The organism is uncultured Gordonia sp. (assembly GCF_937858515.1).
Taxonomy (GTDB): domain Bacteria; phylum Actinomycetota; class Actinomycetes; order Mycobacteriales; family Mycobacteriaceae; genus Gordonia.
The window spans coordinates 1-26,026 of the sequence record NZ_CALLZT010000173.1 but is presented as its reverse complement, the minus strand read 5'-3'; the positions used below and the strand labels follow the sequence as shown (position 1 = coordinate 26,026).

The window sequence follows — 26,026 nt, the reverse complement described above, 5'->3', positions numbered from 1 at the left end:
AGACCGACTACACCATCAATCCGGCGAGCCGTACGCCGGTGAAGGTGAAGACCGGACCGTCCAGTTCCATCTACGTCGCCCTGATGCTGGGCCTGATGCTGTTCGGGCTGCTGTGGCTGATCGTCTTCTATCTGGTGGCCACCCCCAGCGCGCTCGGCGCCGATGGCAAGATCTTGAACTGGATGTACGAGCTCGGTCCGTGGAACTTCCTGATCGGGTTCGCGTTCATGGTCGTCGGGCTGTTGATGACAATGCGCTGGCGGTGACGTCGATCACTGTCTGAGCCCTCTGGTCACTTGAATCACCCAGACAACAGATTATCCACAGCGACACGCCGAATGATGCACTGGTTATCCCCAATTGTGGAATCACATGTGTGTAGTTCATCCCCACCTGTGAGTACTTTCTGTGGATAACCCTGGTGATGGTTCTGTGTATGAATGGTCGACGCCCGTCCTCGCCGGGGCTGCGATGGCGGTCGGTGGACTGATCCTGCTCGGCGGATCCGTCGCCCTGTCGTCCGATCCCGTCGGCCTGGTGCTGATGGCGTTCGCGGGCTTGCTACTGCTCGGCTTCGCGTCGTACTCGTTGCTGCTGCGGCCACGGCTGCGTCTGGTGACGCGGCCCGCGCCCGAACTCACGCTACGCACGGTCGGGGGCTCCCGGACCTACACACCGGCCGATGTAGACAGGGTCCGGATCAGGCAGCTGCGCCGGATCGGCCGGCGCAGCAGCCAGCTCGAGCTGGAGATCCTGCGCGATCCGGCGGTGAGCACCGTGGCAGAGCGCACTCCCACCGACGAAGCTCTGCCCGATACCGCGCTGGTCGTACTCAATCGCTGGGATCTGGGCGCGGACCCGTACGACGTCGCCGAGGTACTCGATGACGCCGGTTTCGTCGTGGTCACCGACTAGGTCATCACCCGATCCAGGTCGTCACCCGGCAGTAGGCGTTTTTAGTAACGTTATGATAACGGTTCATAACGAACCGGGGGTCATTTTCTCAGTCACCCCAATAATCACGGCAATGCCGTGGTCAACGGTATGTGAAGTACGCAACTGACGACCCTCTCCCCGCGAGGTGCCCCATGCGTTCGACCCGAAGCAGCCCACCCCGACCTCCTACCTGCCGAACCAGTCGGGTCGGTACCATAAAGACCCTGTTGACCAGGGCATTCGTCGCCTGCGCAGCCACCGCTGTGACCGTCGTGGCCGGTCCACCGCCACTCGCCGCCGCCGACGAGCTTCCCTTCGACCTGAACAAACTCCGTGACGGCAACCTGCCCCGGCTCCCGTTCGCAGGTCTCGACGACGTCTTCACCGGCAGCGCAGGAGGCGGCGGATCGGCATCGGGACAGCCGGTGCCGGTCGGCAACCTGCCCGGCTGGCGGCACATCTTCCGAGACGACTTCACCAAGAACGCGCCCGTCGGCAGCTGGGCCAACGCCTGCGACTCCGGCAAGGTCGTCTACACCGGCGCGCAAGGTCAACAGTGGCGCACCTACCCGCAATGCTGGGTGGACACCCGACTACGCAACCCATACCGGCCGGACCAGGTACTCAGCGTCAGGAACGGAGTCCTCAACTTCCACCTGCACAGCGTCGACGGCCGGCCCGCGGGCGCCAACCCGTCGCCCATCATCAAGAACGGCTCGCAGTACCAGACCTACGGCCGCTACAGCGTGCGCATGAAGGTCGACAATCCGTATCTGTCCGACTACGGCGTGGCGTGGCTGCTGTGGCCACAGTCCGACAACTGGCCGTGGGACGGCGAGATCGACTTCCCCGAGAGCTCGCTGACCGGGACCGCGCACGGCTATCACCATTACGCCCGTCAGGGCTCGTGCAACACCTGCCAGTTGGCCGTCAACACCGGTGCCCGCTACACCGACTGGCACACGTACACGATCGAATGGTCACCGAACCGGATCCGGATGCTGCTCGACAACACCGTCGTGATGAACACCACCGACTGGGTGCCCGACAGCCCGATGCGCTGGCAATTGCAGACCGAGACCTACGGCAACGGCACCAGCAACGGAAATCTGCTGGTGGACTGGGTGTCGGTGTGGGAATACGCACCGTGACGCCACACGGGGCGGGTGCGGCGTCACGGAGTTCGTGGTGGTCGGCGGTTCAGCGCACGATGACGAGAGGCTGATCGAAAGTGACGCCCGCGGAGACCCCGATCACCATGCCCACGATCACCAGCGTCGCGATGACCGCCCAGCCGAGCCGGCTCGATGACACCGGGTTGCTGCCCGCACTGCCCACGAGCCGCGGCACGTAGATCAGTCCCGCGGTGGCCAGCGCACCGAACAGCAGACCCCCGAGATGTGCCGCCAGGGAGATGCCCGGCACCGTGATCGAGAGCACGATGTTGAGGCCGATGATGGTCAGTACCGGAACTGGCGAGGCCCGCATGTACAGGACGATCACGAGCATCGCGCCCATCAGGCCGTAGATCGCACCCGAGGCTCCGGCGTTCACGGTCAGGTCACCGGCGAACAGCATCACCGCGGCGCTGCCGCCCACGAGCGAGGCCAGGTACACGCCCGCGTATCGCGGATACCCGATGGCCAGTTCCAGATCCCGGCCCAGCAGGAACAACGACAACATGTTGGCGGCGATATGGGTGAGGGAGAAGTGCAGGAACCCCGCGGTGATCAATCGCCAGTACTCACCGTCGGCGACGAACGGTTTGAACAGCGCCCAGTCGGCGAACAACGACGAATCGAGCATGTCGGTGCTGCCTGCCTGTGCCACGCACACCACGAAGACGGCGACGTTGAACCCGATCAGCCCGTACGTGACGTACGGACGTTGAGTGGTCCGGGGTGCGGCCACGGCCTGCCGGGTGGTCCCGGTCAGGCCACGTCGCACCGGCTGAGGTTGCACCGCGCCGGCGCCGCGCAGGCAGTCGAGGCAATGCTGACCCACCGCCGCCGGTCGCAGGCATTCGGGGCAGGCGGGCCGCCCGCACCGGCTACAGGCCAGGCCGGTGGGGCGATCGGGATGCCGGTAGCAGGTGACCACCGGCCCGCCCTGCGGAAAAGCTGCGCTCAGCTGATTTCCACTTTCTCGATGACGACGGCGTCGACGGGACGGTCGCCGGGACCGGTCGCCGTCGTGGCGATGGCGTCGACAACCTTCTGCGACGCGGGATCGGTGACCTCACCGAAGATGGTGTGCCGGCGGTTCAGGTGCGGGGTCGGGCCGACGGTGATGAAGAACTGCGAACCGTTGGTGCCCGGCCCGGCGTTGGCCATCGCCAGCAGGTACGGACGGTCGAACTGCAGCTCGGGGTGGAACTCGTCCTCGAACCGGTAGCCCGGGCCGCCACGGCCGGTGCCGGTCGGGTCGCCGCCCTGGATCATGAAGCCGTCGATGACACGGTGGAATACCGAGCCGTCGTAGAACGGTCCTTCGGCTCCGCCGGCCGCGTTGGGCTGGCTGTAGTCCTTGCTGCCGTCGGCGAGGCCGGTGAAGTTGGCAACAGTCTTGGGAGCGTGATTCCCGAACAGTTCGACGACGATGTCGCCGCGGTTGGTGTGCAGAGTCGCGGTCTGTGTCTTGTTACTCACGCCTTCCATACAACCACCCGGGCGCGATGCGGTGGACCACCTGGCCCGATCCGGCCACGATTCTCCGACCGTACGGCCGATTCGACACCATCGATGACGCCTATACCCTTGATGGCGTGCCGAAACCGATTGTTGCCGCCGTCCTCGCCGCGATCCTCGCCCTGCTCGGCGGTGTCGCCTTCTTCGCCGTCCGTAAGACCAGCACAGAGCATCCGCCGGTGTCGGGGACGATTCCCCGCGTCGAGGCGCTCGGCCGCACCCCGGCCGACGCGCCTGCCGTCCAAACCCCGTAGGGCAGATCAGGACCACCGCAGATCCGGATCACGCCGGATCCAGACCACGTAGGGCCCAACACCTCCGTCCGCCAGGCGCGAACATCTCACAAGTGTTGCCACGGATATGCCGAATCCGCCCGGGCGTGGGTAATTTGGAGAGCGTGACTGCCGACGATCCAGAGCAACCCGACGTGCCGCGCCAGCCGTGGGAGAGGCAGCAGGCGTCCGTCACCGGTGGTCCGTCCGGCGATGCGGCACAGACCGGGCAGCGTGCGCGCTGGAACTCCGGCGCCCCAGGACCGCGTCCCGGGCAGCAGGTCGGTCCTCCACCCGGCCATACAGGCCCGCATATGGGCCCCCCGCCCGGCTACCGGTCGCCGCCCGGCGCCGCGCCCGGAGCACCTCCGAGCACCCGCTACCGCATGCCCGGCCAGCCCCGAACAGGTCAGTTTCCATCGGGTCAGTTTCCGTCGGGTCAATCACCGTCAGGTCGGTTGCCGACGAGACCCGGGTCAGCCCCCTACGTCGCACAGGGCCGACCCCTGGGACCGCAGACCGGACCGTCACCGCTGGGCAAGGGCTCCGCGCACGCCACGGGCCCACATGTTTCAGGAGGCAGGCCTCCGGCCGACGAAAACTCCCGCACTCTGCTCGGGTCACGCCCTCCGACTCCGCAGCACGCGTCCGACGGCGATACGACTGTGGCCCGGGATACAGCTGGGGCCCGGGAAACGACTGGGGCCCGGGAAGCCTCGGTGACCGAAGCGGCCCGCACGTTCACCCCCTCCGTTTCCGGTGTGTCGCCCGATCTCCACGACAGGACTCATTACGGTGTCAAAGACGCCGGTGCCGGCCAGGATGACCTGCGCCTGAGGGTCGGCGACGGTGCCAGCAGGTCCGGAGACACTCCGGTCCGGGGCACCGGTGATGCCGAGGAGACGAGTGTGGCCGGAGATCGCGGGCGCCCAGCAAACACCAGCGCAGAGAACATCAACCTGCAGTCCATGGTGGCGCTGGTTCTGTCCGTACTCGGGGTGACCGCCCCGATCGGAGTGTTCCTGGCGTACTCGTCGCTGCGCACGATTCACCGCACCGGCGAACTCGGTACCCCGTTCGCGGTGGTCGCGAAGTGGCTCGGCTGGTTGTGGATAGCCTTCTTCGCGTTCGGCTTTATCGCTTACTTCTGGATAGGTTCGCAGGGCGGCTGAGCCCGGTCTTCCCGGTCAGGGGTCAGTCACCGCGGGTTATTCGGCGGGTTCGACAACGTATTCGATTCTTCCACAGCTGTGCACAGCTCTGTGGACAACTTGTTCACAGAGCTGTGCCCTCATCGGACGCCGTGGCGTGTCAGGACGGGCAGTAGACCGTGTACTCCCATCGCGTGCCCGAGTCCGGTCCGGTGACCTTGACGGTCACATAGTTGTCGATACCGGCCGGTACGGCGATGCGCTTGCTGCCGTTCCCCTCGTTGACGTTGTCACCGATCAGGCCCGTGTTGTACAGACGCCGACCCTGGTAGAAGACCTCGATCCGGTCAGGAATGTTCACCGTGTCGTACACGATGGTGAAGCTGAACGGGCCGCGACGCCCCATCAGGTGTTTGGTGTTGGTGATGCCGTAGCCACCCGATTGGCTCGACTGGTTACACCTCTGCGTCTGTGGCGGGGCGACATTCCCGCCACCACCCAGGCCGCCGGCCGACGACTCGAGGCTGCCGGTGACAAGATCGCCGAGACCTGGAACGAATGCGTTGAGAACTCCGCCGCCGATCTCCTCGGCACTGCCCGAGTCCACGCTGCCGGCGCTCACGCTTCCGTCCGCCGCGGCGAAGCCCGGCGTCGTGAACATCAGCGCACCGGTACTGAGCAGCGCGGCACCTGCCATGAGACGCGTCTTGGTCAGCTTGTCGCCCATCGTCACACCATCCCGATTCAAAGTCCGATATTTCGACTTGACTATATCGTCGGGCGGCGTGATTCAGATGTCGGCAAAAGGGTTGAACATCCGCCGTGAGCATTGTGCTGTGGATGTGTCCGGCGCGTCAGACCGGACACTGGACGGTGTAGTTCCAGGAACCACCCACCGGACCGGTGACCTTCACCGTCACATAGGTGTTGGTTCCCGCGGGCACCGTGACGTGCTTGCTGCCGGTTCCCGTGACAGGACCGGTGTCGGCACGCACCTTGCCGTGGTAGAAGACCTCGATCCGGTCGGCCTGCGTACCGGTGTTGTAGTTGAGCGTGAAGCTCATCGGACCGGTGCGGCCCATCATGTGCCTGGTGTTGGTGACGGCCTCACCGGCGGACTTGGATTGCTGGTTGCAGTTGACCTGCCGGAGGGAACCGTCGACGCCGTTCGGCGACCCGTCACGGCCGCTCGATCCCGCCGCCTGGGCGCTGCCGGAGAAGATGCCGCCGGCGCTGCCCGTATCCAGGCCGTCCATCAGCGGATCGGCGACGGCCGCGCCGGGCACGGCGCAGGTAAGTGTGAGGGCTCCGAGAACCGCCACCACGGCGGTCCGGCGATGTGCGCCCACTGCGTTGTTCACAACCACTCCATCCACTCACTTCGGTGTGCGACGCGACGTGTCGCACACCTGACCATCGATAGTACAAAAGGACTCTTTACTGGTCTGTAGAAGTCGGGTATCGACGCGTGGTGCGGCTTGTCGCCCAGACGGACGAACCTGCGAAGACGGATAGCCGGTGCGGATTCGATGTGCAACGCTGGGAACTCGGACAGTTCTCCCAAAAACACCTTTCTGCACTCACTTTGAGACATGACCGCGTCGGCCAATAGCACCGCCCCCGCGGATCGCCCAAAAGGATCACCCCAGAAGGATCACCCCAGAAGGATTACCAATGACCGAGCCGACCGATGGTCCGACCTCCCGGCTCGGGCTGGACTGGGCCAACTGGCGCCCGGGCATGCACACGGCCGACGCACCGCCTCCGGTTCAGCAGTCCGGCGCACCGCGCGATCCGTCGGTGCCGGAAGCCGCACCCGGTGTAGACACCGACATTCTGCCCGGTTCTGACGAGACGGCTACCGTCTCACTGTTCAAGTCCCCAGACATCGTGCCCACTCCGGTCACCGCCCCGCAGCCACCTGCGCGGGACGCTCAGACCGAGGTCATCGTAGGGCCGTCGCTTACCAAGGTGACCCGACCTGATCCGGTCGAGCTGACCAAGACGACCCGTCCGGACGCGATCGAGAACACCTGCGAGACCCCTGCCAACACCGCACACAACACGGCCCTCGAACCTGGCAATACCATTCCGGGCAATACCATTCCGGGCAATATCATCCCGGATGGCGCGATCCCCGGCGGCACTTTCCCGAATAGCGCCGCATATGCGCAGACACAGCATGCGGTGCCGTTGGCCGACTCCGGCGCGCTACCTGCGATAGGGGGCGCACCTGAGACCGCCGGACCCGCCTACGCGCAGACCGCACAATACCCGCTCGGTCAATCGTCGGCTCCTTACCCCACCACAGGGTATTCAGCCACTGATTACGGTGCGCCACAACAGTATTCACAGTCACCACCCAATGGCTATGGATACCCGCCCGAACGAAACTCTGCGATGCCGTATGTCGTCGTGGCGGTGAGTCTCGCCGTGATCGTCATCGCCCTGGTCGCGGGACTGCTGATCTGGAACGCGAAAAAGGAACCCGGTGAAAGCCTGGTCGATGCGTTCAGCGGCGGCGGTTCGCCGGATGAGGTGTCCGCATGCTCGAGTGCGCCGTCCACCGATATCTCGGCCATCTCAACCACACTGTCCGGTCTGCAGGTCACGTTGTCGGCAACCGGCACATGCGATTCCGGTGATGTCCTAGCAAATTCGGACACCAGGATCACCGTATCCGGACCAGGTGGCGTGGTCGCCGCCGGATCATTCGACTTCTCATCGAATCCGGTTGGTCTACCATCGAATTCGTCGGGACGGCAGTTGATGCTCACATTCCCGCCGGGGAGCTACTTCGGGACACCGGCCGCCGATTCTGCGAATAGCTACTCGCTGTCGGTGACCAGGGAAGGTGTCGAGGGCGCGGCGACTGTTCCCGCATCATCGGAGCCTTACTCGGCGACGGTGTCCTCACCCTGGACTCCCGACGGGACGTCCGCGGAAGCATTGGTCAATGCGAATCTACGCACGCGGGCCGATACTGATCGGAAGTCCATTCTCGCCTCCTACGACGGCGCATGGGTCGCCCAGTTGAGTTCCAAACGTCCGGGACTCTATGCAGAGGGCCGCACCTGGGACAATGCGTCGATTCTGGAAGAGTTCGTCTCCCTCGATCAGCGGTTCGATGGCGCGTGGTTACTGTGGAGCGACGAGTGGCCCGTCTTCAGCACGCCGAGCCTATGGGTGACGGTGACTCGGCAGACGTTCACCGGTCCGGCGGCATCGCTGGATTGGTGCCGGCAACAAGGATTCGACCGCGATCATTGCGTCGCCAAAATGATCAGCAGTACCCGGTCGCCGGAAGGCACCACCGCCTACCTCCGATAATCAACCCTCCCGCAAAGGTTCACTATGACATCAGCGCTTCAGCCGTCACTGCTTCAAGGCGAAACCATCTATCACCAAACACAATTCACGCCGAGCGCTGTGACTCCGCACCTCAAGACGACCGTCACGGTGACCGATCGCAGGGTGATCGTGCACCGGCCGCAGACCATTTTCGGATTCATCGAACGCGGCTATCTACTGGAAGAGACTCCCCTGCGGCACGTCACCGAGGTGACGTCCGGTAACACCACCTCCACACGTCATATCACCTACGGTTCGGCTGCCGTTTTTGTCGGATTCATGGCGCTGATGATGAGCATGGGTAGTCCGATCGGAGGTGCATCCGTGCTCTTCACGCTGATCTGCCTCGGCGTCGGCGCAGTCTTTTTCCTGACCGCACACCGCAACGCGCTCGTCATCCGAAACACCGGCAGCGGAACACTTTCCGCCTACGGCTCCAAAACCGAGACCCCGGCGATAGCCCACACCGCCGTCAAACTCGGCGAACTGATCTTTTCCTAAAGGATCTCCTGAAATTCCGAAGCTCCGTCTTTGTCGCGCTCACCGTGAGCGCGACAAAGACGGAGTTTCAGTCGTCGTGACGACCATGGCGACCGATGTCCATGTCCATGCCCATAGCGCCGCCGCCTCCTGCGCCGCCACCTCCACCACGACCGCCGTCCTGTCCGCCCGATCGGCCCTGCCGCGCACCCGATGACGGCGGCCGCGCGGGACCCTGCCGCCGGATCTCCAGATCACCGGGTACCGGGTCGAGATCCAGTGCGCGCCTTATGAAGTCACGCAGCGAGGTGACGAGTTCGGCGGTGTATACCGGGCGACCCGCCACCAGGTCGCGGGCGGCCTGTTCGGCCAGGCGCACCTGCTCCTCGGTGCCGAGCAGGAACACATCCGACAGCGCCGCCTCCACCGCATCCCGGGTCCGGCGCGCCCGGTCCGAACCCTCACCCGACAGCATGTCCGCACCGGTATCGTCGGACTCGGATTCGCCGACGGCCTTCATGTCGCGCTTATGTCGCGGGTCGACGGCCAGGTCACCGGTGAACGATCCGCCGAGCACCTTGTACGCCGCGATAAGCGTCTTGAGCCGCTCATTGATCTGCCGGTTCATCCGTTGCTGCCGCTGCTGCACGGTGAACATGACCAGCAACCGCACCCCGACGCCGACCACCATCACCATGGTCAACGTCAGCAGCGACGCCAACACCCCGTTCCATGAACTGAAGTCGATTCCCCGCACAGGTACCCTCCTGATCGACGGTCCGCAACACAATCACAACGACGGCCCCACCGTCCACATTCCCGACGCCATGCCGGTCCTCGTTCTACACGGCCGCGCCGGCGAAGCTACGGAAATCCGAATACCACTTCCCGTAGACCTAGATTTTCGTTTCGCGTTCGGTGGTGGCGCAGATCGTGGCCCAAATGGCGAGGGCGGCGGTAGTGAGGCCGGCGCCGATGGCGCAGACAAGGAGCCAGCCGCCGGCGTCGTAGGCGAGAGAGGCGATGATCGAGCCGGCGACGCCGCCGAAGAAGAACGTCACCATGTAGGCGGTGGTGAGGCGGCTGCGTTCGTCGGGATGCAATCCGTAGATGCGGTTCTGGTTGGTGATATGCGCGGCCTGCACACCGAAGTCGAACAGCAGGATGCCGACGATGAACGCGGGCAGATGGTGCATACCCAAAGCCAGCAGGCCCCAGCCGACCAGAACGATCGACCAGGTCAGCGTCGTGGACAGGCGGGCGTGTCCGGCGTCGACGAGTCGTCCGGTCACCGGTGCCCCGGCCGCACCCGCGACACCGGCCAGACCGAACAGGCCGATGACGCCGTCGGAATAGCCGTATTCCTCGGCCAGCAGGAACGTCGACGACGTCCACATCAGGGCGAAACCGCACATCGCCAGGAATCCGAGCGCCATCCGGCCGCGGAGTACCGGTTCGCGGCCGATGATGGTGAAGATCGACCGCAGCAGCCGCGGATAGGTCAGCGACGCCGTCGGCGCGATCGGCGGCAGTATCCGAACCAGCAGCAGCGCCAGCACGGCCAGTGCCACGGCGGCGGCTACGTATACCAGACGCCAGCCACCGAATTCTGCGATCGCACCACTGACGGTGCGCGCCAACAGGATTCCGAACAGCAGACCACCCATCACGGTGCCGGTGACCCGGCCCCGCTCACTCTCGGCGGCCAGACCGACGGCCATCGGTACCACCACCATCGCGGTGGCCGAGGTGATTCCACCCAACCCCAGGAGAACACAGGCCCACCCGAAGTACGGGGACCCGGGCCCACCCGCCGCCCGCGCGACCGCCACGGTCATCATCGCGACGATCAACCGTTTGCGGTCCAGAACGTCGCCGAGCGGAACCAGGAACATCAGGCCGAGCGTGTACCCGATCTGGGAGGCGGTCACCAGGAACGCCGCCGTCGACGACGACACGTGTAGATGGTCGGCGATCGTCACCAGCAGCGGCTGTGCGTAATACAGGCCGGCCACCGACGTCCCGCACGTCACCGCCAGCAGCAGGGTGACGGCTCGGGTGAGCGTGAACAGCTGGTGTTTGCCGGATTCGGTCATGCTCGTCCTGCCTCGCGTCGTGTCACAGGTGTGCAACAACGACCGGTACCGGGTGGTTATTCCCGGGAGAGCGGCTCCTTACCTGGTGAACTGGGCGTCGACCCAGGCCAGGGTCTGCGCACCGATCAGATCGGTACTCCAGTGGTACAGGTTGGTGATCATCTCGACCCAGCTGCAGTTGGTGGGCGCGTACGTGACCCGGGTGCCGCCGCGCCGGTACTTGGCCGCGAGATTGCGGGCGTCCTTGGCAGGCACGATCGACATGACCGAATCATCCTTGGCGCACGAGGTAATGAGCACCTTCGGTTTCGGTGCCCGCTTGCCAAGCACATTGTCGCGGTAGGCGCGCTGGAACGACGGAATATCGGCCGGATTCTTGTTGCCCTTGAACAACGTTTGCAGCGGCACGAACGGCATCGTGAAATAGGCGGGGGTCTGGCATTGGGTGCGATACCAGTCGGCGATCTTCTTTCCCGTCGGATTCAGGTGGGCGTCGATGTTCATGTCCGGGTACTTCGGTTCGAGACCGAGCAGGTTGGCGAACGCGAAACCCGATCCGACCGATCCGTTGGCGATGCGCATGAAGTTGCGCTGATCGATCACCATGCCTTCGAGCACAGCCGCTTTCACCTTCAGCTCGGGCGCGTACACGTCCTGATCCTCGGCGGCGCGGGCAGCTCCCACACCACCGCCGGCGATACCGAACAGCACCACCTCGGCGTCCTTGCGTGGTGCTTCCTTCGGCAGTTGCTGGGCGGCACGCACGGCGTCGAGCTGGGCGTGACCGGCGTACGTTCCGGCGAACACACCGTGCGGCGATTTATCACCGTTGTTGCCGACATCGGAAATGGTGACGGTGTAGCCCTTGTCGAACATGATCGCCAGCGGTCCGAGCGCCGACCACGACGCACCATCCATCGGATTCTGACCGGTCCACTGCCCCGACGGATGGCAATTGCCGCCGACGGAATCATTGGCTTCCTGATAGCTGACGACCTTGCGGTCGACGCCGCGCCGACCCTGCGGCACCATCACGATGCCGGTGCTGATCTCCGGGGTCTTGGCGTCCAAACCTGTTGTGACATACATGATCTTGTAAGCATTCAGATTGGCCGGTTTGACGCCGGAATACATGACGTCGACCTTCTTGGATTTGAGCAACTGGCCGGGCTTTTCGCTGCCGGTCAGTTTCGGTTCTTTGTAGAACGGGTCGTCGGCGGTGAGGGCGTGGAAAATCTCCTGGGTGGTACCCATCTTGGCGCCCGAGAAGGCGCCGACCACGAATCCGTTGAAGATCTCCGGCAGCGACGGTGTCTTATGGGTAGGTGCCGCACCCGCGGCACCCGAGCCCGCACCGAGCAGGACGAGAGTCGTCGCCGTGATGGCGGAAACCAGACGGAAGATGTTGTGCTGCTTCACTTCACGACCTCCACGCGAATCTGCTTCGCCATCGAGTACAGGATCTGCGGGATGTTCATGATCGGCCGGTGCGACTCGAACTGCTGCTCGTACGGCATCAGCAGCGTGGCACGCAGCTGCGGCCACCGGTGATTGACCATGAATTTGTATTTCGGCAGCAGCTGTCCGCTGATGTACTTCCAACGTTCCGGATACACCGACCAATCCCAATCCGGCAGTGGCGTGGTGAGTTTGAGCCGCTTGCCGTCGGGCGTCGAGGAGTACAGAACCACCGGATCCATCGACCGCGGCGGTTTGACCCCGGCCACCGACGGCGAACCCGCCACCGTCGACAGATAGGTGACGGCCGCGCCGACCTTGCCGCGATAGTTACGGACCTGATCCCACTGCTCCTTGATCACCTCACCCTGTTCGCGGCGCAGGAGCCGGGCGTTCCCCGCGGCGATCCGGTCGGGATCCTTCGACGCGATACCCTCCCACGCCCGGTAGATCTCGTCGTCGAAGAGTCCGGAATCGCGCATTTCAGCGATCGCGGGCAGACCCTTGTCGACGTAGGCGGCGTGCATCGGCATCAGGTCGGAGAAGATGTTCTTCTGCATCACCATGATCATGCCGAGGATGTAGTGCAGGTCGTTGCCGTTGATCTTGGCGCCGCCGTCGGCGATCGCGAGCAGCCCGTCGGGCAGCGCGTTGCGCAGGGCTGGACCACCGGCATCGGTGACGGCCTTGACGACGGCGTTGGCGGCCAGCCCGATCTCCTTAACGTCGAACGGCATGCTGAACAGCTCGAAGTCGACGAGACCGCCACCGAAGTCGGCGCCCACCTGGCCACCCATGCCCGCCCACTGCAGCTCGCGGTGGGAGAGCTGGAAGTTCTCGTAGTAGCGGTACGACTTGATCAGCACGCTGCGGTTGGCCATCGCGCCGGTGCGCGGATTCCACGACCTGAGGTCGATACCGGCCTCGGAGGTGGCCGTGGCCAGCCAGTACTGCGCCAGCAGCGCCCGGTACGACGTCGGCGCCACCCCGGCCTTGCGGGCCTGCCCGAGCAGCTTGCCGAGCGTCGGCACGTCGGTCTGCAGATCGGGGTGCAAACCGCCCGTGCCGTGCGCGGCGTCGCGGTTGACCAGCGGCAGGTTCAGGTACCGGTCGTACTCGGCGGCCCGCGCCGGGGCCGGCAGCAGCGCCGACGCCGCGACCAGCATCGTCGATAACACCAGCAGCACGGTGCGGCTGATTCTCGTCATGCGATCTCCTGAGAATGTGGTTTGAATCACCCAAACGTCTCATGTGAACCGGATGAAATCAAAGCAACGCACTCTGCCCGTGATGGCAAGGATCGAACGAATTGCACTTAGGTAAGGCTAACTAATATGGTCACGATATGACGCTGCCCCAGGGTCTCACCATGTCATCAGGCCGAATGATCGTCATCGGGATCTTTGCGCTCGCGGCCACGCTGCGAGTGGTGATACCGGCCGCAGACGGAACCCTCACCCAGGCGATCGGCTTCGACGATAGCGTGTACTTCTTTGCCTCACAACATCTTTGGATGGGTTCGCTGCCGTACCGCGATTTCCTCTTCATTCATCCGCCCGGCATTCTGGTGGCATTGTCGCCGTTCGCGTGGCTCGCCGCCGTCGTACCCGACTCGGTGGCGATGACCGTCGCGACCATCGCCTTCGGGCTGCTTGGCGCGGGTGCTGCGGCGATGGTCGCGATGTTGCTGATGCGGTACGGGCGGCTCAGCGCCGTGGCCGGCGGCGGCACATACTCCGTCTGGTCGGCGGCGGTGTGGAGTGATACCGCCCCGCTGCAAGCACCATTGGTGAGTACCGCGGTACTCGGCGCGCTCGTCCTGCTGACCCGCACCCGAACACCGCACCCGATCGTCGCCGGGCTGCTGCTCGGGTTCGGCATGACGGTGAAGATGTGGGCCGTCGTCCCAGTGGCCGTCTTCGCGGTGTTGTTGCTGGTCAGGCACGGGAAGGTTGTTGCGGCAAAGTTCGCCGGTGCAGCTGCGGCAATGACCATCGCCATCTGCATGCCGTTCTTCGTGCTCGCGCCGGCGGACATGTTCCACGCCGTCATCGGCGTCCCGACCGGACGGCCGCGGGCCCAGGGGTTCGATGAACGGGTCTTCTACTTCTCCGGCAGCATCCTGCACCACGACCGGCTGCCCGCGCCGATCTGGGTACTCATCGGCGTCACCGGTATCGCATTGTGCGCGCTGCCGCTAGCGAAGGTGCTACGCACGCGAAGGTCACCCCGGTCGTGGCCCGAGACATCATGGTGGTCGGTGCTCGCGCTGGCTCAGCTCGCAACGCTGCTCGTCTCACCGCTGTTCTACGACCACTACACGAGTTTCGCCGCCCCGGTGCTGTGCCTGCTGATCGGCTACGGCGTCGGTGTCCTGGCCGCCGACGCACGTACCCGCACGACACTTGTCGCCGCGGCCGTGGGGGCCGTACTGCTGGCACTGGCCATCGGCGCCGTCCGGACGATCGATCAGGGCGTCCGGCAACCGCATGAGTTGGCCGACATCCTGCGCGCCGACGAATGCACCTGGTCGCTGACCCCGGCACCGCTCATTGCCGGCGACGTCGCGCACCAACAGGTCCGCGACGGATGCCCGGTCTTCGTCGATCACTACGCGATGCTCATCGACGAAACCGATGCCACCGACGACCGGATCGGCGAGGTCTCGCCGACGGCCCGCCGCTATCAGGGAGCGATCGCCGACCAACTCCGTCGCGCCGACGCCGCCCTGTTCAATGGTGCCGAGTTCGCCGGTCTGTCCCCCAATACCCGAGCTATCGTCGATTCGGAGTTCACCCTCGACCACACCGTCGGCGACTACCAGTACTGGCGCCGCACAAGCGATTCGCGCTGACGATTCCCGCTGGCTCGTTTCCTTGAGCGCTGAACGGATCTGTTTAGCGATCTGCGAATTGATTGAGCGGGAGCGGACTTCGCGCCGCTGACCTACAGCCGGTCGGCGAGGATCGCGTCGACCACGGTGTCGACGGGGGTGGCCGCTCGGAGCTCGGCGGCGACCTTTGCGATGTTGGTCCGGTAGGTGGGGTCGCCGGTGACGGTGCCGATGGCCTTGGTGATCTGTGCGGGCGTGGGCCGCTCGGTCCTGAGGTCGACGGCGAGCTTGCGATAGGCGAGTCGGGCGTTGATGTCGTTCTTGGCCTCGAACCACCCGGCCGACACGATCGGGACCCCGGCCATGATCGCCTGCATGATCGAACCGTAGCCACCGTTGGAGACGAAGACGTCGGCGTGCGGAAGCAGCGCGGCGTAGTCGACCCAATCCTCGACGATCACATTGTCGTGCGGAAACCGTTGCCGCAGGGCCTCGGTGTGCCGGCCGCCGGTGGTGGCGACCACAAGATGCCCGGTGTCCTTGAGTGCCTCGAGGGTGGGAACGAACAGCTTCTCCGGGTCGCGGTTGTCGACGGTGCCCTGTGACACGACGACGACCGACGGCGCGCCGGCCAGCCGATCGGCGAAAGGCAGTTCGGCGGGCCCGCCTGTGCGCGGCGGCAGCAGCGGGCCGACGAACTGATGGTGAGCGGGCCAGTCGATGCCGTCGAAGTCCATCGACGGCAGACCGGTCTGGAACATCCGGGTCGCGGTGTCCCAAGGGAGCTGGAAGGTGCTGCCGGCGTACGCCGGGAGACCTTCGGCGTCGAGAAGATCGTCCAGGATCGGCTTGGCCTTGCTCTGCGTGCGCTCCACCATCGCCCACACGATCCGGTGTTTGAGGCGGTCGAACAGGTTACGTGCCGGGGTGAGTCCGAAGAACGGAGGTGGCGCCCCGGCCGACTTGGCCGTGGGGGTCGGTGCGGGATCGATGGCATATCCCGGGACGCCCAGCTTGCGCGTGACGGGATAGGCGGCGAAGAACGCGGCATCGTTGACCAGCAGATCGAACGCCCACTCCCGGTGCAGCTCGAGGATGTCGGCGTAGTGCGCGGGGATATTGGCGAAGAAGATCTTCTCCACATCGAAGGCGATGCGCTTGGGCCCCTTGAGTTTCGCGATGTCGGGAAAGTTCTCGGCCATGTTCTCGCCGTTGATCTCCAGCGCCCGCCGGAACGGTTCATGGGGTACGCCGAGCGTGGCGAGCCGGTCGGCGAACGACGATCCGGTGTAGAACCGGACGTCGTGCCCGAGTTCGGCCAGGCGCTGGGCGACGCCGGTCATCGGCAGGAAGTGACCGTCGAAAGGCATGGACGCGAAGAGGACTCGCATACGATCAATGGTCCACTATAGTGGCACTATAGTCAATGCCGATGCTAGGTCAATGCCGATGCTAGGCTCGCCTCCGTGACAACCCGGGCAGAGAAGGCGCTCGCCAATCGCCGCCGGATGGTGCGCGCGGCGTACGACCGCTTCTGCGAGAACGGGTACACCGGTACGACGATCGCCGACGTCGCGGCGGACGCTGGGGTCGCGGTGCCGACCGTTTACTACACGTTCAAGACGAAGGCGGCACTGCTGGGCGAGGCGCTGGGCGCCGCGATCGTCGGATTCGACCTGTGGCGTGAACCGCCGCCGGAGTTCGACACCGACACACTGCTGCCCTGGCACACCTGGTGGGAAGACTTCCTCGCCGCCCCGACCTCAGCCGCCGCATTGGAGATATGCCTGGCCAACGGTGTGGAGATTCTGCGCCGCGTCGCACCGCTGTGGCCCGCCGTGCAGGGCTCCCTCGGCGACCCGGAATCGGCCGCCCACGTCGCGGCGAGCCTGCAGGGGCGCTATGACTCCTACACCGAGTTCGTCAACGTCATCGCCGACAAGCCACCCGGACTCAAGAAGGGCGTCAGCAGGCGCACCGCGGCCGACATCATGGACGCGCTGTTCGGCGGCGACGTCTACCGCAACCTCGCCGACCGCGGCTGGTCACACGCCCGCATCAGCCGCTTCCTGCAGCACCTGCTGGCCGGCGAACTCCTCGGCTGAGCGCAGCCGAACGAGGGGCGTCGTAGGTGCGCCGGACGGCCACGGTTCGCTTTCCGACTCACGCCGCAGACCCTCCACCCGGCGGCGCGGTCCCAGTTCCAGGCCCAGATCCCCGGGGTGTGTCCGCTCCCTGAATCGGAGAGTGCCGGCCAGGTCCTGATCCGGACGTGGCGGGCGATTAAGCAAGTCGGCGGCCGCATGGAGACGGCCCGGCTGAGTCTGCGTCTTACGGCGGAGCGAGAAGCCGCCGTGCCGACCGCGGTCCGCGTACACCGGGACTCCGGCGGTCGACAGCGCATCAATGTCCCGCAGCACCGTGCGTGTGGACACCTCCAGTTCGCCGGCAAGTTCGGTCGCAGTCATCCGGCCCCGCCGGCGTAGGAGCAGCACCAGGGCAACCAGCCGATCCGCACGCACAATCTCCATTGTCTCCATAAACATGACACAGGGTGTCGCGTTTTGTTGCGACGCTGGTTCCACAGACGTCGATGACGGTGGCTACCGGCCATCACGGAATCGCCGTCACAACGAGAAGGAGCGGCAATGGAACGTAGCGCTGTCAACCCTGTGACGTGGTCACTGGAAATGGGCTTCAACCAGGGAGAGGTCGTGTCCGGACAGACCCGCACCCTCTTCATCTCGGGGCAGACCTCGATGAGCGTGGACGGGCGGCCCGAGCACGATGGCGACATCGCCGCTCAACTCGCGCTCGCCGCCGACAATCTCGAAGCTGTGCTCGGCGAAGCCGACATGTCTCTGGCGAACCTCGTTCGGCTGAACGTGTACACCACCGACGTGGACGACCTGTTCACGCACTACGGCGTGCTCGCCGGACGACTCGGAGCCGCCGGCGTCTCGCCGACCACTACCATGCTCGGGGTCACCCGACTCGCGATCCCCGGCCAGTTGGTCGAACTCGAGGGAACCGCCGTCGCCTAGCTAGGCCAAGGCTGAACCTTGCATGAGCGCAGGACGAAACCGACAAAACCCGGGAAGACGCTGATCGGAGTATCCGAAAAGAGCGTGGACGATGCCGTGGTCTCCGACGTAATGCTTTTCGTCCGTACCCAGCAACGCCCGACCACGCAGGTCATACCGGCCGAATCGGAGAGCTCCCTTCGGGTCACTCTTCGACGGCCATCCGTACTTCGGCGACGAGCAGTCGGGCAGCGTCGACCGATCGGCGGAGTTCGGCCGGGTCGGGGTCGAGGTGGCCGAAGCAGGCGTGGGCGCGGGCGGCGAAGTCGGCGGGAGCTCCGGTCAGCGTCGACGCGGCGGGGACGATGCCCTTCTCGGTGGTCACCCAGCCGCGGGCATGGGCGTGCAGAGCGTGAGCGAGGAGTGTCAGTGCGTGAGACAGGACGCCGGCGACGTAAGTGGCATCGCCGCCGGCGGCTCCCTTTCCGGCTATCAGAATGTCGAAGTCGGCTTCCCATAGGCAGTTTGCCACCAGGGCATGGGCCAGTGCCGGTGGATAGTCGCGGCAGCGGGTACGCCGCGCCTCGAGTTTCCCGGTGGGATCGGCGATGATCTGGGCGAGGGCGAGTTCTCCGAGGTAGGCGACGTCCAGAAAGCCCAGCGGATGACCGACCTGCCGGTGAAAGGCGAACTCCCCCAAGCCTGCTCGCTGCGCGATCACGTCGACATGGTCGAGATCGCGGTAGAGCCAGTCGACGGCGACACCGTCCATGGTGAGCCATCCGCCACCGTCGACCCACGGTCCCCAGCCACCGCGAGGGGTCAGGGTCACCGGCTCGTCGGCGGCGTCGTCGGCGATCCGTTGCAGTGCAGCGACATCGAAGTCGCCGGAGTAGTAGATACCGAAATCCCAGTCCGAATCGGGGCGGTGCGTGCCTCGCGCCCGCGAACCTCCCAGCGTCACACCGCAAATCCCGGGCACGTCAACGATGCGCCCGGCCAGGACCGTCATCCGCTCATCGATACCCATACCGCGAGCATATGCCCGATACCGAACTCAGACCGGAGACGATCTCCGTGGCCCCTACAGGTCCCACGGATTGAGCAGGCGCGCAGTGGTGCGGTGGAAGTCTCTGACGTTGCGGGTGACCAGCGTCAGGTCGTGCACCATTGCGGTGGCCGCGATCAGTGCGTCCATCTCGGACATCGGATCGGGGATGTGCAGCGCGGCGGCGGTGACCGCGGTCCGCTCGTCGACGGGCAGAATCCGGTCGGCGAACATCGGACGCACGTCGTCGTCCAACCAGAGCCTCAGCGATGCTCCGCCGACCGGATCAGTACGTTCTTTTCTGCGGATACCGCGCTCGAGTTCGAGCATCGTGACGACGCTGATCGCCAGATCGCCGACGTCGCGGTCACGCAACCACGCCATCAGGGCCGACGATCGTTTCCTGCGAGCGTCGCTGAGAATATCGGTGTCGAGCAGGTACCTCACAGATCGAGTTCACGAGGAGGTTCGATACGGCGCTCGGGCAGGTCGAACACGATCTGAGTGGTGTCGCGCGCCCACAACCGGTCACCGACGACTTCGGGCCTGGCGGTGAGCCGGTCAAACGCCTCCGCCGTCAGCAGGACGTGCGAACGGCGCCCGTGATCGGTGATCGTGACCGGTCCCCGTTCAGCCGCACGCTTGGCCGCTGACACGTCGCGGTTGAACTCGCGACTGGTGATCGTCGTTTCCATCGTGCACCTCCTCCGCCATAATATACCTATAGTAGGTAAAAGGTCGGGAGAGGAGGCGACAGTCGCCTTACTTGGCGGCGAGCCAGATCGTCGTGACCGCAGGAAGAAAGTCGTTGTCGGAAGTCAGGTCCCGCTCACCATACGGATTGTCCGAGGCGACGCAGATCATTCCGTCGGTCACACGACACGACTCAGTAGCGAAATTCGCGATGATCATGGCGCCCCAGCCCCTTCGGGAGCCCGAAAACACGAGAACGTCCGTCGACCCACGCAATTCGTAGTAGTCCTGCCAGTACACGTCCTGCCCGGGGTGTGCATCCCGACCGCCTCCGAAGAAGGAATGCCACGTACTCGAGCGGCGTAGCACCTCATCGACGTCGAACGGGTGGGGAACCGCGCTTCCTTGAAGTGCACGCTCTGCGGCCGCGTCAACCCTGACGGTCCCCGGCAACGCCAGAAGGAACAGGAGCGCTGCCCTTCGCAGCCGCAACGACGCCGGCGTGGCGTTCCCCGACTCCGGAAGCGTCCACACCGGCAGCTCACCGAGCGCACCGGCCGCGGCGATGGACCGCTGAGCCCATTGTTTGATCTCAGGACCGGTAGCTCCGTCGACGGGAAACTCAGCAACGCTCGCCATAGCTCACCATCGTAGGCACAGACTGTCCCAGATATGACCGGGTCGGATTTCCCGGGAACTTCTTGTCGGTGACATTCGGGTCGTTCTCGTACGGACCCGTCGGCTCCACCTCGTAGACGTGTGGTTCTGAATCATCCAGTGCTGCAACCTCTGCCGCCAGGCCGGCCCCATTCGGAAGTGCGGTGAAGTAGATATGATTCATGACGATCTCGGGGCGGTAATTCGATGTGAAGCCGGTGGTCAACAGACCACCGGGATCCAACCGCGCCTTTGTGCTGGTGATGGCTTCGGCCGCATCAGGTGTCGCGGCAGGAGCGGCGGTCCACGGCGATCTCGGCTTTGCCGACCTGGCACAGATGGTGCGTACCGCCCGCTGCGCCGAATGACTGTGGCGGTGGTCTATGTCTGCACGCCGAACAACCGTCGAGTCCATTCATCGGCCGGAAGGAACGTCTCCAGGTGCAGCCCTTCGAGGGCCGCGTCATTCGCAGTGGTCAGGCGTGCGGCGGTACTGAACAGGCTCATCCGACCGCCACGATCGGCGCCGCCATCGCACAGGTCCACGACCAGTTCCCGGGATTCGTCTTCACCCCATCGGTGAACCCGACGGCCATCACCAGCAGGTCCGTTTCCAGTGGGGTCTGGGTCCGCGCGACGCAGAGCCGCTGATCATCGGATTCGACGTCCTGATCGTCGATGACGACGGCCGAATCGCGGAGGTGCGCGGATTCCTCGACAAGGTACCGAGCTGATCGGCGACGACACGAGTTGGACGTGACAGACGCGGTGACGCGGGGAAGCTCGCCTCACCGCGTGCTGCGCGGTCAGTGTCGGCCGTGCCTGACTGACATTGCATCTCCACCCCGAAACGGTTATACCGGTTATACTAGACCGATGAAGACAGCAATCTCGGTCCCCGACGAGATTTTCAAACAAGCTGACGCGACCGCCGAACGCCTCGGCTGGAGTCGATCTCAGCTCTACACCCGAGCCGTACAGGAGTTCATCCAGCGGCGGGGAGACGATCCGGTGACTGCGGCACTCGACTCTCTCGCCGACGAACTCGACCTCGACACCTCACCCATCGCGGGTCGGCACCTGATCGAGTCCGGCGCGTGGGAGTGGTAGAGCGCGGGGACGTGTGGTGGGTCGATTTCGGTGAACCCGTCGGCTCAGAACCCGGCTACCGACGCCCCGCACTCGTCGTCTCGTCCGACCGCTTCAATCGGTCACGTATCCGAACAGTGATCGTGTCCGCCATCACCAGCAACCTGCGGCTCGCGGCGGCACCGGGAAACGTCGAGGTCCCGGCCGGCACCGCCAACCTGCCCAAGAAATGCGTGGTCAACGTATCGCAGACGCTGGTGATCGACCGTGAGCGCCTCACCGAACGCATCGGAACCGCCCCCCTCTCCGTCATGCGATCCGTCGACGACGGACTTCGCCTCGTCCTGGCGCTGTAGTGTCGCGAACATGCGGCTGCGTGAAGTGTCGTGGACCACCGCGACCGACGTGCGGTCCGAACGATCCTTCGGTGCCCAGTTGATGGTGGGTGGTGGGGTGGGGCTGCCCGGGTTTCGAACACCCCACGCATGGGACGACGATCGTTGAACACCGATGCGGAAAATGGTCACCACCGGTCCATGCACAAGAGTCCGCGCTCTCGCTCATCGTCACCGACGATGCGTGGTCGGTGCCACACCGGCCGACCAGGTAGCCTCTCCTACGTCGGCGGCGATCAGCACACCGACCATCACGACGACCATGCCCAGGCGCTGGCGCACCGTGTCACCGGCGCCTGTGGGCATCAGGTCATGATCGTGACGAATTCTGTACTGCGACATGGTATGTCAGTTTGTGTCGCCTGCGCTCGCGGGTGCCTGCAGACCCCACAGCCGGCCGTCGGGATCACGGACTGCGGCCATACGGGTACCGAAATGCGTGTCCTCGAACGGTGTTTCGAGCTCGACACCCGAATCGGCGGCGAACAGACTCTCTTCGGTCACCTTCAGCACGACCTGCTGGTCGGGCTGCTGGTCTTCGGGAATCTCGGCGATGAACAGCGTCGGCCCCTCGGCCGACCTCAACTGACCTGAATTATGGCCGGTGTCGAATTCCAGTTCGTAGCCCAGCGATTGGAAGAATCGTGCGGACTTTCCCAGTTGTGGGTGGTCAGGAAGATCGTCTCGATGCCTTCTGTGGCTGCCATGTCGGTGCTCCTACTCTGCGGTGTCGTCCGCGTTGATGGCGGTGGGGTCCTGGGTTGTCGTGTCCTGGGTTGTCGTGTCACCGAGTGTGTGCGCAAGGCCTTCGGCCCGGTCGAGGTACGCGCGGAGCGCGTCACTCACCAGTGCCGACAGCGACATCTCCTTGTCGATGGCCTCATGCTTCACCCGTTTGATCAGCTCGACCGGTAGGTAGACGTTGAACTGTTTGACTTCCTCACGACCCATGCAAGGATGCTAGCACTCTAGATCAATAGGTCAACTACGCCGGAAAAACGATGCAGGTAGAGCACAGGGATGTGTAATGAGGCTGCGGTGACCGCGGTCCGCTCGTCGACGGGCAGGAGGCGGCCGGCGAACAGCGGCGGGTCCCAGCTGTACACCCGAGCCGTACAAGAGTTCATCGAGACAGGTAACCCCTATATATAGGGTAAGAAGTAGGGCATGGTGAAGACGAGCGTGTATCTCGATGAGGCCCAGAAGGCTCGGCTGGACGAAGCGGCAGCCGTTTCCGGCCTGTCTCAAGCCAGCTTGATTCGCCAGGGCATTGACCAGGTAATCCAGGATCACCTGCACATTCGCCCGAAGATGAAGGCTCGCGTCAATGCGCCTGACCTGGTCGGTCGCACTGACGAACTCCTCGCTGACCTGGGTAGCGAAGCCACGTGAGAGTCGTTGCCGACACAGGCGGCATCGTCGCCGCCATCAACACGGCTGAGCCGGGACATGTGGAGTTCCTGGGCGTCCTCGAATCCGCATCAGCGGTGTTCGTGACGCCGCTCGTGGTAGCAGAGGTCCATCACGTGCTGACGTCCGCCGGCCTTGCTGAGGCCGCGGACGACTTTCTCGACGATGTGGTCGGCGGCTTCTACGACCTGGTGAATCCGGGCGTTGCCGACTTCGACAGGGCCGGCGGGCTCGTTCAGCGCTACAGAGGATCCATGCAGCGCAAGCGGCGGAAGCCCGGATCGTTGGATCTCGCCGACGCGATGAACGTCGTCGTTGCGGCAGCGAAAAGCACGAACCGCGCTGATCTGCCGGACGAGCGCGAAATGCTCGGCATACCCATCAGGCGGCACGGCAAACTCCAGTCCGAAAGCGATCAGGTCGGCCTCGAGGTGAGTAACCTTCGACTGATGCAGGGCCTGTACTTGCTGTGGGCGATCAGCTCGGCTCATGGGTAGCGCGGTGACTAGTCGCGGTTTGTGGGCACCGTGGACTGGACGCAGAGCCGGGCGAGTCCCTTAACATCCTGTTCGACCCAAGTATTGTCCAGCACGCCACACTCGCATGACAGCAGGCTACGGAGGAATCTGGACTTAAACCTGAAACGTCGTCGGTTTGAACGATGACGTTCTGGTGGAGCCTAGGAGATTCGAACTCCTGACATCCGCCTTGCAAAGGCGGCGCTCTACCAACTGAGCTAAGGCCCCGTCGAGTCCGTGATGTGGGCTCTCGGGTGTGCGAATCGTGTGAGAATTCACCTCTCGCAGTGGGCCTAGGAGGACTTGAACCTCCGACCTCTTCGTTATCAGCGAAGCGCTCTAACCGCCTGAGCTATAGGCCCTTGAACCGAGAAGTGAGATTACCCGACCGATGCCGTCGTTACCAAAACGGCAGGTCAGGGGCTCTATCTCGGAGTCAGTCGAGATCGGCGATGGTGATCTCCACACCGCCGACGAGGTCGGCGCAGATGTTGTAGATGTACGCACCGACCGTCGTGAGGGCCGTGATCAGTACAGCGCTGATCGCACCGATGAGGGCGGACCAGAAGAACACCGAACCCGCGCCGATCACGTCGGAATCGATCGAGGTGCCGTCGGTGGTCAGCGTGTTGAACGAGCTGTTGAGCTGATCCCAGACACCCATCCCACCGAGAACCAGATAGAGGACGGCCACCGCGATCATCCAGATGAAGAATCCGACGACGGCCAGCACCGCCGCCACCTTGAACGTGGCCCACGGATCGATCCGGCGCACCTGAACCGCGGCCCGGACGCCACCGGAGCCACCCACCTGCACCGGCCCCGTCCGCGGACCCGCAGCGGTACCCACGGCTTCATCGACGTGGTGGATCTTGTCGAGGTTCGGCAGTTCCTCGCCCGGTAGTTCCCTGCGTTCGATGTGGGTCGTCGGCGACTCGGCGAACCGTTTGGGCGGCGTCGCCGGGGCAGCCGCCGGGCGCTGAGCACCGGCCCCCTGCTTACCGACGACCGGATGCGGACCTGTCGGCGGTCCCTGCGGCCGGATCACCGGCTGCGGCCCTGTACCCGGCGCTTGCTGACGGATCGCCGGTTGCGGCCCTGTGGCCGGTCCCTGCTGGCGGATCACCGGCTGGGGGCCCGTCGGCGGTCCTTGCGGCCGGATCACCGGCTGTGGGCCCGTACCCGCCTGCTGCACCGGACGCTGCGGGCCGGCACCCGGAGGAACCTGGCGCGCCTGCGGATTCACCGCCTGCTGTGGGGGCCTGGGACCTGCCGGTCTCGCCGGTCCGGAGGCATTCGCCGGTGCGACGGCTTTGGGAGCCGCCTGCATCGGGCCGCTGGGCACGGTGCCCGGCTTGCTCACGGGGACGGGCTGCTCGAGTCGCGTCGTCGGGATATCCCGGGATTCCTGCAGATCGTCACGGGAATTGCCATTAGCCGGCTTCGCCGCGACCGGATTTCCCGTGCTCGTCCTGCCGTTCACGGGGGCGGTCTGCGTGCGGGAACCACCCGACTCACCCTGGCCCCGGTGCCACGGCTGCACCACGGCACCGCGCGTGGGTCCCGACGCACCTGCGTTCGGCGTCTTGTCCGGCTCGTTGGGTGTACTCACTTCGGTCCTCACTCGGAGATCGTCGGGCTGCGTCCTCGCGGCGCATGACTGCTCGCGATCCAGACTAGCGGGTAGCTCGGTGCGCGCCCGGCAGATGCGCCCGAGGGGATGTCGGCCGTAGTGTCTTCCCCCCGGGGTGGTGGTCCCCGGGGTGGTGGTCCCCGAGGTGGTGGTCCCCGAGGTGGTGGTCACTGTGGGGTCGGCTTCGACACCGCCCCACAGCAGGAGTCACTGCCGTTCTTCCTCGGGTTCGTCGGCGTTTCGGGCGATCGCGATGACGGTGGTGCCCTCGTCGATGTTCATCAGGCGCACCCCCT

At 64.8% G+C, this 26,026-nt stretch carries 33 protein-coding genes, 2 tRNA genes and 4 pseudogenes; 18 read left to right on the top strand and 21 right to left on the bottom strand.

Translation table 11 applies throughout. The features are described 5' to 3' along the window. From crgA to Q0627_RS17110, 3 genes are all read left to right on the top strand, one after another. On the top strand, positions 1-266 hold a 266-nt coding region (gene crgA / locus Q0627_RS17120), incomplete at its 5' end, for a cell division protein CrgA (RefSeq protein WP_298811619.1). A 166-nt stretch (positions 267-432) separates the two neighbouring features. Next, the gene (locus Q0627_RS17115) at positions 433-915 is read left to right on the top strand and encodes a PH domain-containing protein (protein WP_291016063.1); all 483 of its coding nucleotides are present in this window, start codon (positions 433-435) and stop codon (positions 913-915) included. 248 nt (positions 916-1,163) lie between these two features. Further along, entirely contained in the window at positions 1,164-2,087 is a 924-nt protein-coding gene (locus Q0627_RS17110; protein ID WP_291016062.1) for a glycoside hydrolase family 16 protein, read from the top strand. Positions 2,088-2,136: 49 nt separating this feature from the next. Here the strand turns inward: Q0627_RS17110 and Q0627_RS17105 are convergent, their stop codons facing one another. Together Q0627_RS17105 and Q0627_RS17100 are read right to left on the bottom strand one after the other, a co-directional pair. Then, positions 2,137-3,036: a rhomboid family intramembrane serine protease gene (locus Q0627_RS17105; protein ID WP_291016061.1), complete on the bottom strand. Its 900-nt coding sequence runs from the start codon at positions 3,034-3,036 to the stop codon at positions 2,137-2,139. Positions 3,037-3,062: 26 nt separating this feature from the next. Continuing rightward, positions 3,063-3,593 (bottom strand): peptidylprolyl isomerase, encoded by a 531-nt coding sequence (locus Q0627_RS17100; protein WP_291016059.1) that lies wholly within the window; start codon positions 3,591-3,593, stop codon positions 3,063-3,065. Between the two features lie 107 nt (positions 3,594-3,700). Between Q0627_RS17100 and Q0627_RS17095 the strand changes: the two genes are divergently transcribed. Both Q0627_RS17095 and Q0627_RS17090 read left to right on the top strand, forming a co-directional pair. Beyond that, positions 3,701-3,877, top strand: coding sequence for a hypothetical protein (locus Q0627_RS17095; protein WP_291016058.1), 177 nt, complete (start codon positions 3,701-3,703; stop codon positions 3,875-3,877). Positions 3,878-4,614: 737 nt separating this feature from the next. Then, on the top strand, positions 4,615-5,067 hold the full coding sequence (locus Q0627_RS17090) for a DUF4190 domain-containing protein (RefSeq protein WP_291016057.1): 453 nt from the start codon (positions 4,615-4,617) through the stop codon (positions 5,065-5,067). A 139-nt stretch (positions 5,068-5,206) separates the two neighbouring features. Here Q0627_RS17090 and Q0627_RS17085 read toward each other — a convergent pair whose 3' ends face one another. After that, positions 5,207-5,773 carry a hypothetical protein gene (locus tag Q0627_RS17085; RefSeq protein WP_291016056.1) on the bottom strand — a complete coding sequence of 189 codons (567 nt, stop codon included), beginning with the start codon at positions 5,771-5,773 and terminating at the stop codon, positions 5,207-5,209. Positions 5,774-5,900: 127 nt separating this feature from the next. After that, positions 5,901-6,407, bottom strand: coding sequence for a hypothetical protein (locus tag Q0627_RS17080; RefSeq protein ID WP_291016055.1), 507 nt, complete (start codon positions 6,405-6,407; stop codon positions 5,901-5,903). Positions 6,408-6,720: 313 nt separating this feature from the next. Between Q0627_RS17080 and Q0627_RS17075 the strand changes: the two genes are divergently transcribed. Then, positions 6,721-8,376 (top strand): hypothetical protein, encoded by a 1,656-nt coding sequence (locus tag Q0627_RS17075; protein ID WP_298811613.1) that lies wholly within the window; start codon positions 6,721-6,723, stop codon positions 8,374-8,376. Between the two features lie 24 nt (positions 8,377-8,400). Then, positions 8,401-8,898, top strand: a complete 498-nt coding sequence (locus tag Q0627_RS17070; RefSeq protein WP_291017204.1) for a hypothetical protein — start codon at positions 8,401-8,403, stop codon at positions 8,896-8,898. A 67-nt stretch (positions 8,899-8,965) separates the two neighbouring features. On the opposite strand, the gene Q0627_RS17065 is transcribed toward Q0627_RS17070, so the two are convergent. The 4 genes from Q0627_RS17065 to Q0627_RS17050 all read right to left on the bottom strand — a co-directional run bounded on the left by Q0627_RS17065 (position 8,966) and on the right by Q0627_RS17050 (position 13,639). Continuing rightward, positions 8,966-9,634, bottom strand: coding sequence for a hypothetical protein (locus Q0627_RS17065; RefSeq protein ID WP_291017207.1), 669 nt, complete (start codon positions 9,632-9,634; stop codon positions 8,966-8,968). 139 nt (positions 9,635-9,773) lie between these two features. After that, the gene (locus Q0627_RS17060) at positions 9,774-10,973 is read right to left on the bottom strand and encodes an MFS transporter (protein ID WP_298811609.1); all 1,200 of its coding nucleotides are present in this window, start codon (positions 10,971-10,973) and stop codon (positions 9,774-9,776) included. Positions 10,974-11,051: 78 nt separating this feature from the next. Continuing rightward, a complete protein-coding gene (locus Q0627_RS17055; RefSeq protein ID WP_291017213.1) occupies positions 11,052-12,392 on the bottom strand; it encodes a lipase family protein in 1,341 nt (446 codons plus the stop codon). Next, positions 12,389-13,639 carry a hypothetical protein gene (locus Q0627_RS17050; RefSeq protein ID WP_291017217.1) on the bottom strand — a complete coding sequence of 417 codons (1,251 nt, stop codon included), beginning with the start codon at positions 13,637-13,639 and terminating at the stop codon, positions 12,389-12,391. Before Q0627_RS17050 ends, Q0627_RS17055 begins: the two co-directional genes overlap by 4 nt. A 137-nt stretch (positions 13,640-13,776) precedes the next feature. On the opposite strand from Q0627_RS17050, the gene Q0627_RS17045 reads away from it, so the two are divergent. Continuing rightward, on the top strand, positions 13,777-15,285 hold the full coding sequence (locus Q0627_RS17045; protein WP_298811603.1) for a glycosyltransferase 87 family protein: 1,509 nt from the start codon (positions 13,777-13,779) through the stop codon (positions 15,283-15,285). Positions 15,286-15,377: 92 nt separating this feature from the next. Here the strand turns inward: Q0627_RS17045 and Q0627_RS17040 are convergent, their stop codons facing one another. After that, a complete protein-coding gene (locus Q0627_RS17040) occupies positions 15,378-16,634 on the bottom strand; it encodes a glycosyltransferase (RefSeq protein ID WP_291013863.1) in 1,257 nt (418 codons plus the stop codon). Between the two features lie 96 nt (positions 16,635-16,730). On the opposite strand from Q0627_RS17040, the gene Q0627_RS17035 reads away from it, so the two are divergent. Continuing rightward, on the top strand, positions 16,731-17,369 hold the full coding sequence (locus Q0627_RS17035) for a TetR/AcrR family transcriptional regulator (RefSeq protein ID WP_291013866.1): 639 nt from the start codon (positions 16,731-16,733) through the stop codon (positions 17,367-17,369). 234 nt (positions 17,370-17,603) lie between these two features. On the opposite strand, the pseudogene Q0627_RS17030 reads toward Q0627_RS17035, so the two are convergent. After that, positions 17,604-17,786, bottom strand: a pseudogene (locus Q0627_RS17030) (helix-turn-helix transcriptional regulator); the annotation flags it as partial. Between the two features lie 126 nt (positions 17,787-17,912). Between Q0627_RS17030 and Q0627_RS17025 the strand changes: the two are divergent. Then, positions 17,913-18,308 carry a RidA family protein gene (locus tag Q0627_RS17025; RefSeq protein WP_291013869.1) on the top strand — a complete coding sequence of 132 codons (396 nt, stop codon included), beginning with the start codon at positions 17,913-17,915 and terminating at the stop codon, positions 18,306-18,308. A gap of 184 nt (positions 18,309-18,492) precedes the next feature. Here the strand turns inward: Q0627_RS17025 and Q0627_RS17020 are convergent, their stop codons facing one another. From Q0627_RS17020 to Q0627_RS17000, 5 genes and pseudogenes are all read right to left on the bottom strand, one after another. Then, on the bottom strand, positions 18,493-19,317 hold the full coding sequence (locus tag Q0627_RS17020) for a nucleotidyltransferase domain-containing protein (RefSeq protein WP_291013871.1): 825 nt from the start codon (positions 19,315-19,317) through the stop codon (positions 18,493-18,495). 54 nt (positions 19,318-19,371) lie between these two features. Further along, on the bottom strand, positions 19,372-19,782 hold the full coding sequence (locus Q0627_RS17015; protein ID WP_291013874.1) for a type II toxin-antitoxin system VapC family toxin: 411 nt from the start codon (positions 19,780-19,782) through the stop codon (positions 19,372-19,374). Continuing rightward, complete coding sequence (locus tag Q0627_RS17010; RefSeq protein ID WP_291013876.1) at positions 19,779-20,030, bottom strand: type II toxin-antitoxin system prevent-host-death family antitoxin; 252 nt, start codon at positions 20,028-20,030, stop codon at positions 19,779-19,781. Before Q0627_RS17010 ends, Q0627_RS17015 begins: the two co-directional genes overlap by 4 nt. A gap of 67 nt (positions 20,031-20,097) precedes the next feature. Beyond that, positions 20,098-20,667: a hypothetical protein gene (locus Q0627_RS17005; RefSeq protein WP_291013879.1), complete on the bottom strand. Its 570-nt coding sequence runs from the start codon at positions 20,665-20,667 to the stop codon at positions 20,098-20,100. A 31-nt stretch (positions 20,668-20,698) separates the two neighbouring features. Next, positions 20,699-20,950, bottom strand: a pseudogene (locus Q0627_RS17000) (NAD(+)--rifampin ADP-ribosyltransferase); the annotation flags it as partial. Here Q0627_RS17000 and Q0627_RS16995 point away from each other — a divergent pair. From Q0627_RS16995 to Q0627_RS16970, 5 genes are all read left to right on the top strand, one after another. Next, positions 20,904-21,053: a hypothetical protein gene (locus tag Q0627_RS16995; protein WP_291013898.1), complete on the top strand. Its 150-nt coding sequence runs from the start codon at positions 20,904-20,906 to the stop codon at positions 21,051-21,053. The pseudogene Q0627_RS17000 and the gene Q0627_RS16995 sit on opposite strands and share 47 nt — an antisense overlap. 73 nt (positions 21,054-21,126) lie before the next feature. Continuing rightward, a complete protein-coding gene (locus tag Q0627_RS22550) occupies positions 21,127-21,336 on the top strand; it encodes a hypothetical protein (protein WP_366851867.1) in 210 nt (69 codons plus the stop codon). 225 nt (positions 21,337-21,561) lie between these two features. Continuing rightward, entirely contained in the window at positions 21,562-21,795 is a 234-nt protein-coding gene (locus Q0627_RS16980; protein WP_291013882.1) for a hypothetical protein, read from the top strand. After that, positions 21,783-22,130, top strand: a complete 348-nt coding sequence (locus tag Q0627_RS16975) for a type II toxin-antitoxin system PemK/MazF family toxin (protein WP_291013884.1) — start codon at positions 21,783-21,785, stop codon at positions 22,128-22,130. The genes Q0627_RS16980 and Q0627_RS16975 overlap by 13 nt, the downstream gene beginning before the upstream one ends. A 10-nt stretch (positions 22,131-22,140) precedes the next feature. After that, positions 22,141-22,278 (top strand): hypothetical protein, encoded by a 138-nt coding sequence (locus tag Q0627_RS16970; RefSeq protein ID WP_291013886.1) that lies wholly within the window; start codon positions 22,141-22,143, stop codon positions 22,276-22,278. A 62-nt stretch (positions 22,279-22,340) separates the two neighbouring features. Here Q0627_RS16970 and Q0627_RS16965 read toward each other — a convergent pair whose 3' ends face one another. The 3 genes and pseudogenes from Q0627_RS16965 to Q0627_RS16955 all read right to left on the bottom strand — a co-directional run. Then, positions 22,341-22,475 carry a hypothetical protein gene (locus Q0627_RS16965; RefSeq protein WP_291013888.1) on the bottom strand — a complete coding sequence of 45 codons (135 nt, stop codon included), beginning with the start codon at positions 22,473-22,475 and terminating at the stop codon, positions 22,341-22,343. A gap of 42 nt (positions 22,476-22,517) precedes the next feature. Continuing rightward, positions 22,518-22,876 (bottom strand): annotated as a pseudogene (locus tag Q0627_RS16960) (VOC family protein). Positions 22,877-22,985: 109 nt separating this feature from the next. Continuing rightward, positions 22,986-23,120, bottom strand: a pseudogene (locus tag Q0627_RS16955) (CopG family transcriptional regulator); the annotation flags it as partial. Between the two features lie 216 nt (positions 23,121-23,336). On the opposite strand from Q0627_RS16955, the gene Q0627_RS16950 reads away from it, so the two are divergent. Both Q0627_RS16950 and Q0627_RS16945 read left to right on the top strand, forming a co-directional pair. Further along, on the top strand, positions 23,337-23,561 hold the full coding sequence (locus Q0627_RS16950) for a CopG family transcriptional regulator (protein ID WP_291013893.1): 225 nt from the start codon (positions 23,337-23,339) through the stop codon (positions 23,559-23,561). Then, positions 23,558-24,076 carry a type II toxin-antitoxin system VapC family toxin gene (locus tag Q0627_RS16945; protein WP_291013895.1) on the top strand — a complete coding sequence of 173 codons (519 nt, stop codon included), beginning with the start codon at positions 23,558-23,560 and terminating at the stop codon, positions 24,074-24,076. Before Q0627_RS16950 ends, Q0627_RS16945 begins: the two co-directional genes overlap by 4 nt. A 173-nt stretch (positions 24,077-24,249) precedes the next feature. On the opposite strand, the gene Q0627_RS16940 is transcribed toward Q0627_RS16945, so the two are convergent. The 3 genes from Q0627_RS16940 to Q0627_RS22545 all read right to left on the bottom strand — a co-directional run bounded on the left by Q0627_RS16940 (position 24,250) and on the right by Q0627_RS22545 (position 25,709). Then, positions 24,250-24,325, bottom strand: a tRNA-Ala gene (locus Q0627_RS16940). A 60-nt stretch (positions 24,326-24,385) separates the two neighbouring features. After that, positions 24,386-24,459, bottom strand: a tRNA-Ile gene (locus Q0627_RS16935). A 74-nt stretch (positions 24,460-24,533) separates the two neighbouring features. Then, positions 24,534-25,709, bottom strand: a complete 1,176-nt coding sequence (locus Q0627_RS22545) for a DUF3566 domain-containing protein (RefSeq protein ID WP_324388785.1) — start codon at positions 25,707-25,709, stop codon at positions 24,534-24,536. 120 nt (positions 25,710-25,829) lie between these two features. Between Q0627_RS22545 and Q0627_RS16925 the strand changes: the two genes are divergently transcribed. After that, positions 25,830-26,026, top strand: a 197-nt coding sequence (locus Q0627_RS16925; protein WP_298811591.1) for a hypothetical protein, incomplete at its 3' end; no start/stop codon positions are given.